The following is a 14,477-nucleotide window of genomic DNA, read 5'->3' on the forward strand; positions in this document are numbered from 1 at the left end:
GCGCATTTTTTCCGCGCGGGCTTTCTGGTCCCGCAATTTTGCCGCCTTGTCGCGCCAGCGGCTTTGCCGCAGGCTGAGCCCCGGCCATTACCGGCATCGGGCCGAACTCCGGGGTCGTCTCGGCATGCTGGCGCCTCTGCAGGCGGTGCAGCTTGAGAATCCGGCTTTCAGCTTCATGTTTGAGGGGCCGGGCCAGCTGGTGCTGCAATGGGATTTCACCGCCATGTCGACCGATGTCGCACGGAGCGATCTGTCCAAAGTGCTGGACGACGCCCAGAAAGTCCATGAGACGACCTGGTTCAATTACGATCTGGACCAGGGGAAGGGCAGCTCTGACCGGCAAGCCCCCTCCATCGGGCAGGATGAAGGGGGGCGTCCGGTCCCGGATCTCATTTCATCGCATTCTGGTTCCTGTCCCCTGGCCGGCCGGGGGAATAGCCGGCCAGAGGCCCGCCCGGGTCTCGTCCGCCACTGCCCGCCCGCAGTAACCCGGCTGCAACGGTGCCTGAGATCAGGCCGGGTTCAGAACAACAGCCCGTCATAGACGGCAAAGGCGCCGCCAGTGGTGCGCAGATTGCCGGAGGCGCCAGCATCACGTGCCCAGGCCGAAACGGCGTTATACGTGCCGGTGCCGAACACGCCATCGATGCCGCCATTATAATATCCGGCGCGACGCAGCTGGCGCTGGATCGCTTTGCGTTCGCCAGGGCTATAGGTGTTGAACGCTTGGCCCGCCGGTGTCGAATAGACCGAGCTGTAGCTCTTGGTGCTGCGGCGCGGCTCGCGGTACACCGGCTCGGGCTCATAGTAGCGCGGCTGTTCAACATAGCGTGGCTGTTCGACATAGCGACGCGGCTGGTGATCCCGGCGGTGCTGACCGTTCTGGATCAGCTGGTCGACGATGATCGCGGTAGCAACGCCGGCGACGAAACCCTGTTCCTTTTTGCCCCAGGCAAGCGCGGGCATCGAGGTCAGCGCGACCGAGGCGCTAGCAAGCGCCGCAACAACACCGGCCCGGAATGTGCCGCTATGGTTTCTGGCGGCCCCGCTTTTGACGGTGTGGTGTCTGTCAGAGCTGGTAACAGGCAGCATGGCATGTCCTTTCCTGGATTGGCCTGCGCTCTCCGCTCCGGTCGTGCAGAGAACCGGATCGGGGCGCGATGGGCCAAATCTGGGCCCGAGGCGCCTGACAGGCAAAAACGCCGCGTTGATATCAGATAGCAGCCCTGAAATCAGGGGCTTGGAGGAAAAGGAAAGGGGGCGCCCCGGCGCCCCCTGAGTCTGTCAGATCCCTTCTCCCTCCGAATATTCCCAAAGGGGGCGCCCATCGGTGTCCGGGGGGCAGACTGCCCCCGCCAGCCGGGCTCAGACGCTGAGGCAGATATATTTCATTTCGAGATAGTCTTCGGTGCCGTGATGGCTGCCTTCGCGGCCAAGGCCCGATTGTTTGACGCCGCCGAACGGCGCTTCTGCGGTCGAGATCAGCCCGGTATTGACGCCCACGATGCCATATTCCAGCGCTTCCTGGACGCGGGTGATGCGGCCGATATCGCGCGAGTAGAAATAGGAGGCCAGGCCGAAAATGGTGTCATTGGCCATCGCAACCACCTCTTCCTCGGTCTCGAACCGGAAGAGCGGCGCCAGCGGGCCAAAGGTCTCTTCGGTGGTGACCAGCATCTTCGAGGTGACATTGGTCAGGATCGTCGGCTGGAAGAACGAGCCGCCAAGCTTGTGACGCTTGCCGCCAAGCGCCACCACCGCGCCTTTGGCGGTCGCATCGGCGATATGCTCTTCGACCTTTTCAACGGCGGCCTCATTGACCAGCGGGCCGAACTGCACCGGCTCGGAAAGCCCGTCGCCGACTTTGGTCTTCGCGACCGCCTCGGCGAGCTTTTCGGCAAAGGCATCATAGACGCCGGCCTGGACATAGATCCGGTTCGCGCAGACGCAGGTCTGGCCGTTGTTGCGGAATTTCGACAGCATCGCGCCTTCGACGGCGCGGTCGAGATCGGCGTCATCGAACACGATGAAGGGCGCATTACCGCCAAGCTCCATCGAGCATTTCATCACCTGATCCGCCGCCTGGCGCAGCAGGATGCGGCCCACTTCCGTGCTGCCGGTAAAGGTCAGCTTGCGCACGATGGGGTTCTCGCAGAACTCCTTGCCGATATCCGAGGACCGTTTCGAGGTGATGACCGAGAAGACTTCGCCCGGGATGCCGGCGCGCTCGGCCAGCACTGCAATCGCCAGCGCAGAAAGCGGGGTCTCGGCGGCAGGGCGGGCGACAAAGGCGCAGCCAACGGCCAGCGCCGGGCCACATTTGCGGGTGATCATCGCATTGGGGAAATTCCAGGGCGTGATCGAGGCGACAACGCCGATCGGCTGTTTGATCACCGTGATGCGCTTGTCGGGCTGATGGCCGGGGATGGTCTCGCCGTAAACCCGCTTGGCCTCTTCGGCGAACCATTCGATAAAGCTCGCGCCATAAGCGATTTCGCCTTTGGCTTCCGCGAGCGGTTTGCCCATCTCAGCCGTGAGGATGGTGCCCAAATCGTCCTGGTTGGCCATCATCAGATCGAACCATTTCCTCAGGATCTGGCTGCGGTCTTTGCCGGTGCGCGCGGCCCAGGCCTTTTGCCCCTTTTCCGCCGCCGCGATGGCGCGGGCTGTTTCGGCGCGGCTCAGATTGGGGACCCGGGCAATCACATCGCCGCGGGCCGGGTTGATCACCTCGAAGGTCGAGCCGTCATCGGCATCGATCCAGGCGCCCGCGACATAAGCCTTTTCGACCAGAAGCGAGGGATCTTTCAGAAGCGAACGCAGATTGGTGACGGAATCAGGCATGGAGGCCTCCGCTGAAGGGTTTTCCCTCAGGTGGCATCGGTAAGGCCACTTGTCTACTGTCGGACGCGCGATCAGTCCAGTTGCGGCGCAAATCCGGCAAGGGCTGGCGGCATCAAGCGCGGCTGATCGGGACGCTCCGCGGGGAGTATTTAAGTCAGGGGAAATGCCGCTTTCCTCTTGACCCAAATACTCCCGCCGGAGGCATCTGCCAAAGAAAAGGCGCGAAGGCCTCAGCTGTTCGCGTGCATCCGCTCGATATAGGCGCGCATCTCTTCGGCCTCCTGGCGGGCCTCGCGCAGCCCGTCCATCGCGGCGCGCAGTTCGGCTTCGGTCTGGCTGATCTGGTTGCCAAGTTCGGCCTCGCGGCTTTCCAGCCAGACAATCGCCTGATCGCGCATTTCTTCGGTCTCATGCAGCGATTGCGCCAGGCGTTCCAGCTCGGTCAGGTCATTGCCGGCATTGCGCGAGAACCGGTGCAGCAGCCAGTGGCAGAACCAGCCAAGCGCAAAAGCCAGCAACAGGATGACCGAGGTGGCAATGATGAATTCTGTCCGGTTCATGCAAATCTTCTTTCCTGGTCCCGCTGGCGCCATCCGGGCGACGCATCCGGGGTGATCAATCGGGCGCGCGGCTCAGTCCTGGCCGGCGCTGGCAGGGCGGGTTTTCGGGCGGATGGTCTGCTCTGCCGGGGCCAGCGAGGGGCCGTTATAGGTATAGACGATTTCCGGGCCCGGCTCAGATGGCGCCTCCGCCGGGGCGGGGCCGGCTGCGGCATTGGATGCGGGGGCAGGGGGCGTTGCGGCCTCCGCCTGAGCAGTCCCTTGCGCGGCAGGCACCTGGACATCCTGCTCACCCGCTTCATCAGCGGCAGTTGCGGGATCATCGGGGTCGGAAGAGCCAAGTACCAGGTCTTCGAGATCCTCATCCGCCGGGGCGGTTGCGGTTTCGTCTCCGGCGGGGGCTGTTTCTCCGGCGGGTGCAGCTTCTGCCGGCGTTTCGGGGGCGGCGGCGCCTTTCAGGCTGAATTCGATGCGGCGATTGGCCTCGCGTCCGGCCTCGGTTGCGTTATCCGCGATGGGGGTGCTTTCACCATAGCCGATGGCCGTCATATTCGAGACATCGACGCGACGGCCCTGCAAGGCCATCAGCACCGCCTCGGCCCGGGCCTGGCTCAGCGCCGCATTGCCGCTTTCCGAGCCCTGCGAATCGGTATGCCCGGCGATTTCCATCTGCAGCGCGGGGCAGCGTTTCAGCACTTCGGCGATCTCATTGATCAGCGGCCCGGCCTCGGAGGCGATCTCGGCCGATCCCGGCGTGAAGGCGATTTTTGATTTCGCCATGATCGCGGCCACATCAGCAGCACATTCCGCGGGTGTCGGCAGCGCGGCCAGCGGGTCGAGCTTTTTGTCATAGGTGACTTCGACGCGGAAATTGCGGCCCTGGCCCAGTTTCGACGACAGGATCTGGGTGATACGGCCGCGGGCCTCCTGGCTGCCGGTCACGCCGCGCAGCTCGACCGTATCGGCACGCACCACCAGGGTGCCCTCGGCCAGCATTGAGAGCGATTCGAGCCCCGCCAGCACCCTTGACGGCCAGCCATCGGGCAAGGCCGGGTCCAGCAGCGTCGCCACATAGACATTTGACGCACCGAATGACGCCCTTGCATAGGCATCAATCGCCGCCTGCTGCACCTCATCGACAAGGCGGCCACGCAGTTCGACCCGTCCCCCCGTCACAAGGCGGGCGGTGAATTCCTCGGGGCCACGGATCACGGCCTCGGTCGAGGGCGGCACCGGCTGCAGCGAGAACACATCCGGCATTCCGGCGCGCAGATCACCAAGCGCGGTGTCAAAGGCCTCCTGCGTCACGCCATCGCCGGCTTCAAAGGTGATATCCGCATCTGAAAAGGTCACACTGCCCTGGCCCATGGCGCCCAGCGTGCGGATCGCCAGCGCGGCCGCTTCCGACCAGCGCGGTGTCGGCGTGCCAAGGCCCACGGTGCAGATCGCCGGACCCTCCATCCCGGTCGCGCCTGCGGCCGCCAGAATCAGGCTGCGGGCGCGTTCGGTATCTGCGGAACAGGCGTCAAACCGCGCGCCGCTGCCATCGACGACAAAGCGCAGCGTGAAGGGCGTGATCACCGGGCGCGGCGCCGAAATCGCGGCATCAAGCCTGACCGAGGCCGGTTTGCGTTTGGCAAGCTCTGCTTCAAAACGCCGCTTTTCCGCCGGGCTCTCGGCGATGGCGGTCACCCGCACCTCTCCGGCCGAGACCGAGATTTTCGAGCGTTTCAGCAAAGATAAAGCCTCAAGCCCGAAGCGCAGCGAGGCGTCCCAGCCCTCGGGGGCCGGCCAGTTCGCGGTTTGCAGCATATTGGCGGGCGGGCTGTCTTCGGCGGTAAAGCCATTGGCCGCCGCCGCAAGGCCCTCGGAATCCAGTTCACCCTCATTGAGGATCGCCGGGATCAGGCCGATCAGCTGGATCCCGTCATCATTTCTGAGCATCTCGACCGAGAAACGCGGCGCCTCGATGGCGGTGGTGGGGGCGACCTCAAGCCCGTCGCGGATCCGCGAGCTGTCAACGAGGCTGCCGACAAGGTTCAGCGCCCGAAACCGCGCCGCCTCGTTCGGGGCGGTGCCGGTCAGCCCCACCTGCATCCCGTCGGTGGTGACGCCGACCCAGTCCATCCGCGCATCGGTCAGGCGCTGGCCCAGCACGGCCCGGGTGCGGTCTTCGATCACCAGCACCGTGCAAAAGGCGATGCCGATCATCAAAACTCCGGCAATTGCGAAAGCAAGGGCACCAAGAGCGGCACGGGGCAGGGTGAGCAGACGTTGCGGCAAAGGAAGACCCGGGATTTGCGGAACCGTAGGATTCCCGCAGGCCACGGGAACCGGGCCGCCGGGATCGTCCCTCTACCTAGGCGCTTGGGCGGCAGGGATCAATCAGAGGAAGACTGCGACGGCAAGAAACAGCACAGGGATCAGACCGGCATCGCGGTTCGATTTGAAAAGCCGCAGGCAGATGGCCGGATCATCGGCATCCAGCTGCCGCAGCTGCCAGAAGAGGTGCAGCCCGAAGGCCCAGATGCCGCAAAGCCCCATCAGGAGCGGCAGGATGCCCCGGCCAGCGGGTATGGTGAGGATCACCGCAACCGCAAACAGCAGCACCGAAAGCACGAGAAAGCCCGCAAGCCATTGCCCGGTCCGGTCGGCAAACAGCCGCGCGGTGGATTTCACCCCGATCAGCGCGTCATCTTCCTTGTCCTGATGCGCATAAATCGTGTCGTAGAACAGCGTCCAGGCGATCCCTGCCAGCCAGAGGATCACTGCCGCGACCGGCAGATCTCCGGAATGCGCCGCCCAAAGGAGCAGCGCGCCCCAGTTGAAGGCGAAGCCGAGAAAGACCTGCGGCCACCAGGTGAAGCGTTTGGCGAAAGGATAGATCACCACCAGCGCCAGCGAGCCGATGCCCAGCGTGATCGCCAGCCGGTTATAGCTGAGGAGGATCAGGCCCGCGATCAGCGCCTGGGCCACCATCCAGATCACCGCGCCTTTCACCGTGACCTGGCCCGAAGGCAGCGGGCGGGACCGCGTCCGCGCGACCGAGGCATCGAAGTCGCGGTCGGTGATGTCATTCCAGGTGCAGCCCGCGCCACGCATCAGAAAGGCGCCTGCGCCCGAGGACGCGACCAGCCACAGATCCCACCAGGAAAAACCAGACCCGTCATTCGCCGTCAGCGCCAGCGCCCAGAGACAGGGGAGCCATAAAAGCCAGGTCCCGATCGGCCGGTCTGCCCGCGACAGCCGCAGGAAGGGCCGCGTCACCGGCGGCGCGAGGTGATCCACCCAATTGCCGCGCGGCGCATCCGCCACCTGGCCGGCGCTGATCTTCGCAGCCGTAGCCTCCAGCTGATCGGCAAGCCGCGCCGCCTCGACCGGCGACAGCAGATCATCCCCTTCGGGCTGGCCGCTTCCCTCTGGCGTTCTGTCTGTGGGCGCCATAGTTTCGCCTCCATGTCCGGGCCGAAAGTCAGACTTCATGTAGATCAGCCCCTTGGGGAGGGGCAAGCCGTCGCAGTCCTTGAGGGCGCGGCGAATTATCTTTTTGCCGTGATGCGGCTGGGGGCTGGCGCCGAAGTGCTCTTGTTCAACGGGCGTGACGGCGAATGGCGCGCGCGCGTGGCCGAGGCGAATAAGCGGCGCGGGGTGCTGGTCTGCGAAGCGCAGACGAGGCGTCAGGATTTTCCGCCGGATCTGTGGCTTTTGTTCACGCCGGTCAAAAAGGAACGCACGAATTTCATTGTCGAGAAGGCGGTAGAGCTGGGGGTTGCGCGTCTGATGCCCGTCTCGACCCGGCGCATGAATGCCGAACGGCTCCGGCTCGACAAGCAGCAGGCCCATGCGATTGAGGCGGCCGAGCAATGCGGCGCGACCTTCGTGCCGGGGATCAGCGATCTGCAACCGCTCGACCGGCTTCTGGCCGGCTGGGATCCGGCGCGGCGGATCTATTGGGCCGATGAGATCCGGGCGGGGTCGGACGGGACCTGGCCGGGCGTGCCGGGCGCGCCTGTGGCGATCCTGATCGGGCCCGAAGGCGGTTTCACACCCGAGGAACGCGCGAAACTCGACAGTCTCGATTTTGTCAGCCCGGTCGCCCTTGGCCCCCGGATCCTGCGCGCCGAAACGGCGGCGCTGGCGGCGGTGACGCTCTGGCAGCGCACTTTCGGGGACTGGGCATGATCCGCCCCGGGATCATCGCCGGCGCGCGGCGCTGGCAGGGTGTGATCGAGGGCGCGGCTTTCCTTCTGTTCGGCAGCTGGATCTTTGCCGGCGGCACCCTGGTCTGGCAGCTGTCGGGGCTGGCGGTGATGGCGCTTGGGCTTGGCTGGGCGGTCAATGGCTGGCGGCGTATGCGCTTTCAGGCCGACCCTTCGGCGCCCGGGCTGATCGAGGTGGACGAGGGCCGCATCCGGTTTCTGCATCCGGTGATGGGGGGCGAGGTCAGCCTCAATGACCTTGCAGAGCTGAAGCTCGTCACGCTCCGGGGCCGCAGGCTCTGGCAGATGCGCGACCTTTCCGGGGCGCGGCTGATTGTGCCGCTCGAATCTGCCGGGGCGGGAGAACTTGCCGATGCGCTGACCAGCCTGCCGGGGCTGTCGGCCGCAAGCCTCGTGGCGGCGCTTGACGCAGATGTCGCGCCGCAAGGCAGCACGCTGCCCTCGACCGGCGCGCGCGAACATCTTGTCTGGACGCGGCCCGGCAGCGGCATCCGGCCCGTGTGAGTGGCGGTCAGACTGGCGGTCAGACGGGCCTGCTCACAGGACCTGTGCATCTGGCGGGCTTGACAATATCCTCCGGGACAGGACAGGTCAGTCGCCTGAGACCAGATGACAGCGAAGCCGGAGCCAGCCCATGTCGATACCACAATCCGGAGGCGGCCCGATCGAGAGCCTGGACCAGCTCGCGGCCTTGCTGGAAAGCGGTTGTAAACCGAAGGAAGACTGGCGCATCGGGACCGAGCACGAGAAATTCGGCTGGCTGACCGATACGAAGCAGCCCTTGCCCTATGACGGCCCGCGCTCGATTTCCGCGATTTTCGCAGGGCTTGAGGCGCGTTTCGGCTGGGAGCCGGTGCTTGAGGGCGAAAACGTCATCGGCCTTACCCGCAACGGCGCCAATATCAGCCTGGAGCCCGGCGGCCAGTTCGAGCTTTCCGGCGCGCCGGTCCTGACCATCCACGAGACCGCGTCTGAGCTCGACAATCACCTCGCTGAAGTGGCGGCGGTGACCGAGGGCATGGGCGTCCGGTTCATGGGAATCGGGGCGGCGCCCGAATGGTCGCATGACCAGATGCCGGTGATGCCGAAAGGCCGCTACCGGCTGATGACCGATTACATGGGCCGCGTCGGTACCCATGGCACCCAGATGATGTACCGCACCTCGACGGTGCAGGTTAATCTCGACTATGCGTCAGAAGCGGACATGGTGAAAAAGCTGCGCGTGGCGCTGGCCCTGCAGCCGGTGGCGACCGCGCTTTTTGCATCATCCCCGTTCTTTGACGGCAAGCTGAACGGTCATAAATCCTGGCGTTCCAGGATCTGGCGCGGGCTGGATGACAGCCGCACCGGGATGCTGCCTTTTGCCTTTGACGAAGGCATGGGCTTTCAGGCCTATGTTGACTGGGTGCTCGATGTGCCGATGTATTTCGTCTATCGCGACGGCAAATATATCGATGCGCTCGGGCAAAGCTTCCGCGATTTCCTCAATGGCAAGCTTCCGGCTCTGCCGGGCGAGAAGCCGACTTTGTCCGACTGGGCCGACCATTTGACCACGGTTTTCCCCGAGGCGCGGGTCAAGAAATATATCGAGATGCGCGGCGCCGATTGCGGCGACCGCGCGCATCTGATCGCGCTGCCGGCCTTCTGGACCGGGCTGACCTATGATGATGCCGCGCTGGACGCCGCATGGGAGCTGGTCCGCAATATCGACAGCGAGACCCGTGAAGGGCTGCGCGTCGCGGCCTCGGTTTCGGCGCTGCAGGGCGAGGCGAATGGGGTGAAGCTGGCCGATCTGGCCCATGCGGCGGTCTCGCTCGCCCATACCGGGCTGGCAGAGCGCGGGTATGGCGAAGAGATCTGGCTTGCGCCGCTGGTCACCTCGGTCAAGGCCGGAAAGGTCCAGGCCGACCGCTGGCTCGACCTGTATCATGGCGACTGGGCCGGCAGCCTCGCACCGGTCTATGACGCGTCAAGCTACTGATTTACGGGCGCCCTGTTTCCTGGCCGCTTGCCCTGCCGGGGCAAGATCCAGCCATAGCACATTGTCGCGATAGCCGCCCCGAACCAGACGGCCGGGGCGGGCGAGGTCGGGATATCCGGCGATCCGGTCGCGAAAGCGGTCATTGCTGATGATCACCGCTGCGCTTTGATTTGCGAAATCCAGCAGGAAGGGATCGGCCTGCGCGCCCCGGGGCACCACCAGAACATGGTCCTGTTCCAGCCCGAGCAGCTGGCAGAATTGCCGGTCATTCATATAGCGCCCGGTCAGCAGGTAGCCGGCATTGGCGTCAAAAACCACGCCGCAGCCATAGCCCATCAGATCAAGCCGGCCCAAAACCTCGGACAGGGTGGCGATCTGCGGCCTGCCGTCGCGCCAATGCATCACATTGGACCCATCAAGCACCGCAAGCGGTCTGCGCGCCTTTGCCCGCGCCCGCCACCGCCGCCGCAAGCCCAGGGCAAGCGCCAGCAGCCAGGCGAGCAGCAAAAGCGGAAGCAGGACCGCGAGGCTGAGTTCAACCATCGCAGATCAGGACTTCTTCCCGCCGATTTTCGGCTCGGTCCCGGATTTGATCCGCTTCAGATTGGCGGCGTGGCGGATATAGATCAGCACCGTCAGCAGCACGACGAGGATCAGCATTCGCCCCGCACCGGGGGAAGCAATCCAGACCGGCATATCTTTCATCCCGGCAACCAGCACCCAAAGCGGCGTCAGCGCCGCCGCGATCAGGGCCGCCGCCGAGGACATCCGGGTCGCAACCGCGCCGATCAGCCATGTCAGACAGGTCAGAATGCCGACCGGCGGCGCCAGCGCCAGCAGGATCCCAAGGAAGGTCGCAACCCCTTTGCCGCCGCGAAAGCCGCTCCAGACCGGAAAGAGATGGCCAAGGAAAGCCGCCAGCGCCGCGACCTGGGCGGCATCTTCCGCGCCAGCCCAGCTCCGCGCCAGGATAACCGCCAGCGCGCCCTTGCCGCCATCGAGCAGCAATGTCGCCAGCGCCGCCGCCTTGTTGCCGGTCCTGAGAACATTGGTCGCGCCGATATTCCCGGATCCGATCTGGCGCAGGTCGCCAAGGCCCATCGCGCGGGTGATCAGCACCCCAAACGGCACCGATCCCAGCAGATAGGCCAGGATGGCCACCAGGATCAGTGTCTCACGCCCGGTTACAAAGTCCGGCATTTATTCTCTCTCCCCTGCGCTCACAGGGCCCGCGCCCGATGACAGCGTTTAACCCAGGCTGCGTTTCAGATTGACGAGCGAAAGACTTCGCGCCCGCCGACCCAGCTGGCCAGCACGCGCCCCTCCATCCGCGCCCCGTCAAAGGGCGTATTCTTCGATTTCGACTGCAGCGTAAAGCGGTTCATCAGGAAAGGCGCATCCGGATCAAACAGCACCAGATCCGCCGGGGCCGAGACCGAGAGCCTGCCCTGCGGCAGGCCAAGCCGGTTCGCCGGGTTCAGCGCCATGGCGCGGAAGATCTGCGGCAGGCTCAGATGGCCGGCATGGTAGAGCCGCATCGCGGCCGGCAGGATCGTTTCAAGCGCCACCGCGCCGGGGGCCGCCTCTTCAAAAGGCAGACGTTTCGATTCCTCATCGGCAGGCGTGTGGAAGGACGCGATCACGTCGATCAGCCCATCCGCCAGCGCCGCGATGATTGCCTGACGGTCTTCCTCCGACCGCAAGGGCGGCGTCAGTTTAAAGAAGGTGCGGTAATCACCCAGATCCAGCTCATTCAGCGTCAGATGGTGGATCGAGGTGCCGGCGGTGACGTCGAGCCCCGCCGCTTTGGCGCGGGCCAGAGCGGGCAGCGAATGCGCGGTGGTGATCTGATCGGCGTGATAGCGGGCGCGGGTCATCTCGACCAGCGCAAGATCGCGTTCCAGCCCCATCCGTTCCGCAATGGGCGAAACCGCCGGAATGCCGCGGAAGCTCGCGAATTTGCCGCTTGTCGCGGCGCCGCCCTTCGAGAGCGCGGGTTCCTGCGGATGGCCCACGACCAGCGCGCCAAGCGAACGCGCATAGGTCAGGGCACGGCTCAGCGCGCGGGTATCGGTCGAGACATGGAAAGCATCCGTAAAGGCCAGTGCGCCTGCATCAAGGAGAAAGCCGATCTCGGTCATCTCATGGCCCGCGCGGCCCTTGGTCAGCGCCGCCATATGGCGGATGCGGACCGGCGCAGCTTCGGCGGCGCGCCTTGTGACGAATTCCAGCACTTCGGGCGTGTCGATCGCGGGCAGCGTGTCGGGTCGCGCGATCACCGTGGTCACGCCCCCCGCCGCCGCCGCGAGGCCCGCCGAGCGGAAGCTCTCGCGGTGGCGCTCGCCCGGCTCACCGATCTTGACGCCCCAGTCGACGATCCCGGGGGCGAGGCATTTGCCGCCGCAATCGATGGTGACCGCGCCTTTCGGCAGTTTCTTCGCGGGCTCGGCGATCAGGCCATCCACCACGGTCAGGCTGCCCGTCGTATCGCTCAGCGTTTCGGGGTCGATCAGGCGGGCATTGGTGAAATGAAGGATGGTCATCCGGGATCCGTGTCGGGCTGGGATCTGGCCAGCTTTGCCTTGGCCAGCGTTGCTTCGGCCTGAATGTCGAGCACCAGCTGCAGGACCTGTTCTGCATCCGTCAGACGTTCAAACCCGGTGCGGGTGTAGGACGTGTCACCGTCGCTGTCTACCGTGACGAGCATCGCCAGATGCAGCGAGGCAGTGCCATGGCGCGGATCGCCGGTCATCTCGAGGATGCTTTCGGGCAGGATCGGCCAGGAGGTGAGCTTCGGGCGCGAAAACCGCGGCGCGGGGCCGGTCAGCCGCAGCAGCGCGCGCCGGTCGGTCAGCGCGTAGAAGCTGCGCTCAAAGTCCCGCTCACGCGTGAGCCAGCCGCGCCACAAAAGCCAGGAGGCGAGGAACAGGCTCAGCACCGCGACAATGGCGCAAAACACCATCACCAGCCCAAGGAGCGGCGCCTGGGCCGGTGCCATGGCCGGATCGCGCAGGAATGTCGCCGCAAAGGCGATCCACAAGAAAGCGAAAAGGGCCACCATCACGCCGATCAGCGTCATGCCCAGATCATTCCGGCCATAACGCCGCCCCGGCGCCGGGCGTCCGGTCCAGAGCAGCCGTTCTCCCGGCGCGAGATCGCGGCTCCAGTCGGGCGGGGCGGGGGGCGCGGTTGCGGTCATCGGGGCGGGTCTCGGGGACAGGATTTCAGGTTCGGGGTGTGCGGATCAGTTCCGGGGCTCAGGTTTCCGGGAGCGCGACAATGGCCTGGCGCATCCTCCTAAGGGGTGAAGCGCCGCCCCGGCGGGTTGCCGGCCAGGGCGTCGGAACGGAACCGGATCGTGCACCGGCACCCGTAGCAGGGGGCTTCGCTTCAGCGGATTGTGCCAGACCAGAACGGCGCATTTCGAAGAAGGGACGCGTAGCGCAGGCGGGCTTTCCGATGAGCGCGACTTGCCAGAGCCAGGTCATGGCGATCAGGCCGCCCGCGAACTGGTCTCTGGTGGTAAGGCCTGCACGCTCCAGGCTCATCTGGTGCCACCTGTGATGTCACCTGGCCTGCTGATTGCGTCGAGGAGCAGGCGGTAGACAGTGCGGGCCTCGGGGATTTGCTCGAAGCCGATCTTTTCTCCGAAAATCCCGATGCTATGGACAAAGCCGATGAGGCTGCCGCGCGTCAGGCTGACCACATCCCAGCTGCGGGTCGCGAACCAGACCGAACCTGGCAGCCCCTCTTCCAGCGCCGGATGCAGGCCGGAGTTCAGCGCAAAGCGCTGCAGCCGGCGGCGGCCAAGAATTTCAGTCGCAATAAAGGCATGACGGTCGGTCAGCGTGTAGAAGCTGCCTCTGAGCCGCAGCCAGCGCCCGAGCGGCGCACCGAAACACAGGGTCAGGCCGATGAAAAGCACGGGCAGGCCGAAGGCGATAAAGATCAGGTTGACCGGAAAGGGCAGCCCAATGCCAGCCCCCGAGGCCATATAGATCCAGATCAGCGCGAAGCCGGTGAAAGGAAGGCCTGCGATCAGGCGGAAACTGAGGATGCTCGTCCAGTCGAACCGTGCCTCCGGGCGCCCCTGCCATAGAATCTCCTCGCCCGGGTCGAGAATATCCTCCCAGCCTGGCGGGGGGGCGGGGGTCATGGATCAGCCTCCCACCCAGACAAAAACCACGGTCAGCACCACAAGTCCCAGCAGCACGGCGGTGGCGACCATGCCGCCCTGGCGCATCTCGGATTTTGTGGGTTTGCGATTGGGGTCGGGCGTGGTCACGGGAAGGTTCCTTCCGGCAGCGCGCGGCGCAGGCTGTCACGCTCGGCTGCACTGAACAGGGTTATGGTGGAGCTGGCAGGCCAGCTGCCGTCAGGGCCGGGTTTTCCGGCCTGAACCAGGCAGGAAAACCTGCGGATGCGAAAAAAGCGGAGCCCGGATACGGCATAGGCGCGGCTGCGGAGCCTGCCGAGAAACCGGCGCTCGACAAAGAAAGTCCCTTGCTCCAGCCGATATTCGATCACGAGCCCGCCAGCCAGGATGACAACCAGCATGAAGACCGCGAAAACGCAGATTGCCGCCGCGATCAGCGCGAAGGCGATCTCGACCGGCGGCAGCGGCTCACCGGTGCCGGCTAGGGCAGTGGCAAGGCGCAGGACGGGGTAAAAGCCCATCACAGAGCCGATGACCGCGATCAGGGCATAGATGCGCATATCCGGCCGGGCCTGCCACAGGATCACAGATGCAGGCACGGCGCCAGCTCCGGCCTGTACCCGCGTCACGGCCTGCTCCTGTGCCCCGGTCTGTCCCTGTGCCCCGGTCTGTCCCTGTTCCCCGGCCTGTCCCTGTTTCGCGGTCATCCGGCCGCC

General features: G+C 65.3%; 15 protein-coding genes. 3 read left to right on the plus strand and 12 right to left on the minus strand.

All coding sequences use genetic code 11. The features are described 5' to 3' along the window. Positions 1-522: 522 nt before the first annotated feature. The 5 genes from JC607_RS16755 to ubiA form a co-directional block, all read right to left on the minus strand. Positions 523-1,092: a peptidoglycan-binding protein gene (locus JC607_RS16755; RefSeq protein ID WP_198838040.1), complete on the minus strand. Its 570-nt coding sequence runs from the start codon at positions 1,090-1,092 to the stop codon at positions 523-525. A 273-nt stretch (positions 1,093-1,365) separates the two neighbouring features. After that, the gene (locus tag JC607_RS16760; RefSeq protein ID WP_198838041.1) at positions 1,366-2,844 is read right to left on the minus strand and encodes an NAD-dependent succinate-semialdehyde dehydrogenase; all 1,479 of its coding nucleotides are present in this window, start codon (positions 2,842-2,844) and stop codon (positions 1,366-1,368) included. A 230-nt stretch (positions 2,845-3,074) separates the two neighbouring features. Continuing rightward, on the minus strand, positions 3,075-3,404 hold the full coding sequence (locus JC607_RS16765; protein ID WP_198838042.1) for a hypothetical protein: 330 nt from the start codon (positions 3,402-3,404) through the stop codon (positions 3,075-3,077). Between the two features lie 72 nt (positions 3,405-3,476). Further along, positions 3,477-5,615, minus strand: a complete 2,139-nt coding sequence (locus JC607_RS16770) for an OmpA family protein (protein WP_198838043.1) — start codon at positions 5,613-5,615, stop codon at positions 3,477-3,479. A 174-nt stretch (positions 5,616-5,789) separates the two neighbouring features. After that, positions 5,790-6,719: a 4-hydroxybenzoate octaprenyltransferase gene (gene ubiA / locus JC607_RS16775; protein WP_370584853.1), complete on the minus strand. Its 930-nt coding sequence runs from the start codon at positions 6,717-6,719 to the stop codon at positions 5,790-5,792. A 141-nt stretch (positions 6,720-6,860) separates the two neighbouring features. Between ubiA and JC607_RS16780 the strand changes: the two genes are divergently transcribed. The 3 genes from JC607_RS16780 (at position 6,861) to JC607_RS16790 (ending at position 9,605) form a co-directional block, all read left to right on the plus strand. Beyond that, positions 6,861-7,586 (plus strand): 16S rRNA (uracil(1498)-N(3))-methyltransferase, encoded by a 726-nt coding sequence (locus JC607_RS16780; protein ID WP_198838045.1) that lies wholly within the window; start codon positions 6,861-6,863, stop codon positions 7,584-7,586. Continuing rightward, the gene (locus JC607_RS16785; protein ID WP_198838046.1) at positions 7,583-8,128 is read left to right on the plus strand and encodes a hypothetical protein; all 546 of its coding nucleotides are present in this window, start codon (positions 7,583-7,585) and stop codon (positions 8,126-8,128) included. The genes JC607_RS16780 and JC607_RS16785 overlap by 4 nt, the downstream gene beginning before the upstream one ends. A 130-nt stretch (positions 8,129-8,258) precedes the next feature. Then, a complete protein-coding gene (locus JC607_RS16790) occupies positions 8,259-9,605 on the plus strand; it encodes a glutamate--cysteine ligase (protein ID WP_198838047.1) in 1,347 nt (448 codons plus the stop codon). Here JC607_RS16790 and JC607_RS16795 read toward each other — a convergent pair. The 7 genes from JC607_RS16795 to JC607_RS16820 all read right to left on the minus strand — a co-directional run bounded on the left by JC607_RS16795 (position 9,594) and on the right by JC607_RS16820 (position 14,468). Further along, the gene (locus JC607_RS16795) at positions 9,594-10,148 is read right to left on the minus strand and encodes a hypothetical protein (RefSeq protein WP_198838048.1); all 555 of its coding nucleotides are present in this window, start codon (positions 10,146-10,148) and stop codon (positions 9,594-9,596) included. The genes JC607_RS16790 and JC607_RS16795 overlap by 12 nt on opposite strands. A 6-nt stretch (positions 10,149-10,154) precedes the next feature. After that, positions 10,155-10,805: a glycerol-3-phosphate 1-O-acyltransferase PlsY gene (plsY, locus tag JC607_RS16800; protein WP_198838049.1), complete on the minus strand. Its 651-nt coding sequence runs from the start codon at positions 10,803-10,805 to the stop codon at positions 10,155-10,157. 65 nt (positions 10,806-10,870) lie between these two features. After that, positions 10,871-12,148, minus strand: coding sequence for a dihydroorotase (gene pyrC / locus JC607_RS16805; RefSeq protein WP_198838050.1), 1,278 nt, complete (start codon positions 12,146-12,148; stop codon positions 10,871-10,873). After that, on the minus strand, positions 12,145-12,804 hold the full coding sequence (locus JC607_RS16810) for a hypothetical protein (protein ID WP_198838051.1): 660 nt from the start codon (positions 12,802-12,804) through the stop codon (positions 12,145-12,147). Before JC607_RS16810 ends, pyrC begins: the two co-directional genes overlap by 4 nt. A gap of 345 nt (positions 12,805-13,149) precedes the next feature. Then, positions 13,150-13,761, minus strand: coding sequence for a hypothetical protein (locus tag JC607_RS16815; protein WP_198838052.1), 612 nt, complete (start codon positions 13,759-13,761; stop codon positions 13,150-13,152). 3 nt (positions 13,762-13,764) lie between these two features. Beyond that, on the minus strand, positions 13,765-13,890 hold the full coding sequence (locus tag JC607_RS25825; RefSeq protein WP_255532566.1) for a hypothetical protein: 126 nt from the start codon (positions 13,888-13,890) through the stop codon (positions 13,765-13,767). After that, positions 13,887-14,468 (minus strand): hypothetical protein, encoded by a 582-nt coding sequence (locus JC607_RS16820; protein WP_198838053.1) that lies wholly within the window; start codon positions 14,466-14,468, stop codon positions 13,887-13,889. Before JC607_RS16820 ends, JC607_RS25825 begins: the two co-directional genes overlap by 4 nt. Positions 14,469-14,477: the final 9 nt, after the last annotated feature.

It is taken from the genome of Paracoccus sp. IB05, from assembly GCF_016405985.1.
Classification (GTDB): Bacteria; Pseudomonadota; Alphaproteobacteria; order Rhodobacterales; family Rhodobacteraceae; genus Pseudogemmobacter.

What these genes read in the sequence shown, in the direction of transcription:
- plsY (WP_198838049.1), bottom strand. Translation starts at nt 10,805, where the DNA reads ATGCCGGACTTTGTAACCGGGCGTGAGACACTGATCCTGGTGGCCATC.
- JC607_RS16770 (WP_198838043.1), bottom strand. Translation starts at nt 5,615, where the DNA reads ATGATCGGCATCGCCTTTTGCACGGTGCTGGTGATCGAAGACCGCACC.
- JC607_RS16755 (WP_198838040.1), bottom strand. Translation starts at nt 1,092, where the DNA reads ATGCTGCCTGTTACCAGCTCTGACAGACACCACACCGTCAAAAGCGGG.
- JC607_RS16760 (WP_198838041.1), bottom strand. Translation starts at nt 2,844, where the DNA reads ATGCCTGATTCCGTCACCAATCTGCGTTCGCTTCTGAAAGATCCCTCG.
- JC607_RS16810 (WP_198838051.1), bottom strand. Translation starts at nt 12,804, where the DNA reads ATGACCGCAACCGCGCCCCCCGCCCCGCCCGACTGGAGCCGCGATCTC.
- JC607_RS16820 (WP_198838053.1), bottom strand. Translation starts at nt 14,468, where the DNA reads ATGACCGCGAAACAGGGACAGGCCGGGGAACAGGGACAGACCGGGGCA.
- JC607_RS16765 (WP_198838042.1), bottom strand. Translation starts at nt 3,404, where the DNA reads ATGAACCGGACAGAATTCATCATTGCCACCTCGGTCATCCTGTTGCTG.
- JC607_RS16785 (WP_198838046.1), top strand. Translation starts at nt 7,583, where the DNA reads ATGATCCGCCCCGGGATCATCGCCGGCGCGCGGCGCTGGCAGGGTGTG.
- JC607_RS16790 (WP_198838047.1), top strand. Translation starts at nt 8,259, where the DNA reads ATGTCGATACCACAATCCGGAGGCGGCCCGATCGAGAGCCTGGACCAG.
- pyrC (WP_198838050.1), bottom strand. Translation starts at nt 12,148, where the DNA reads ATGACCATCCTTCATTTCACCAATGCCCGCCTGATCGACCCCGAAACG.
- JC607_RS16795 (WP_198838048.1), bottom strand. Translation starts at nt 10,148, where the DNA reads ATGGTTGAACTCAGCCTCGCGGTCCTGCTTCCGCTTTTGCTGCTCGCC.
- JC607_RS16780 (WP_198838045.1), top strand. Translation starts at nt 6,861, where the DNA reads ATGTCCGGGCCGAAAGTCAGACTTCATGTAGATCAGCCCCTTGGGGAG.
- JC607_RS16815 (WP_198838052.1), bottom strand. Translation starts at nt 13,761, where the DNA reads ATGACCCCCGCCCCCCCGCCAGGCTGGGAGGATATTCTCGACCCGGGC.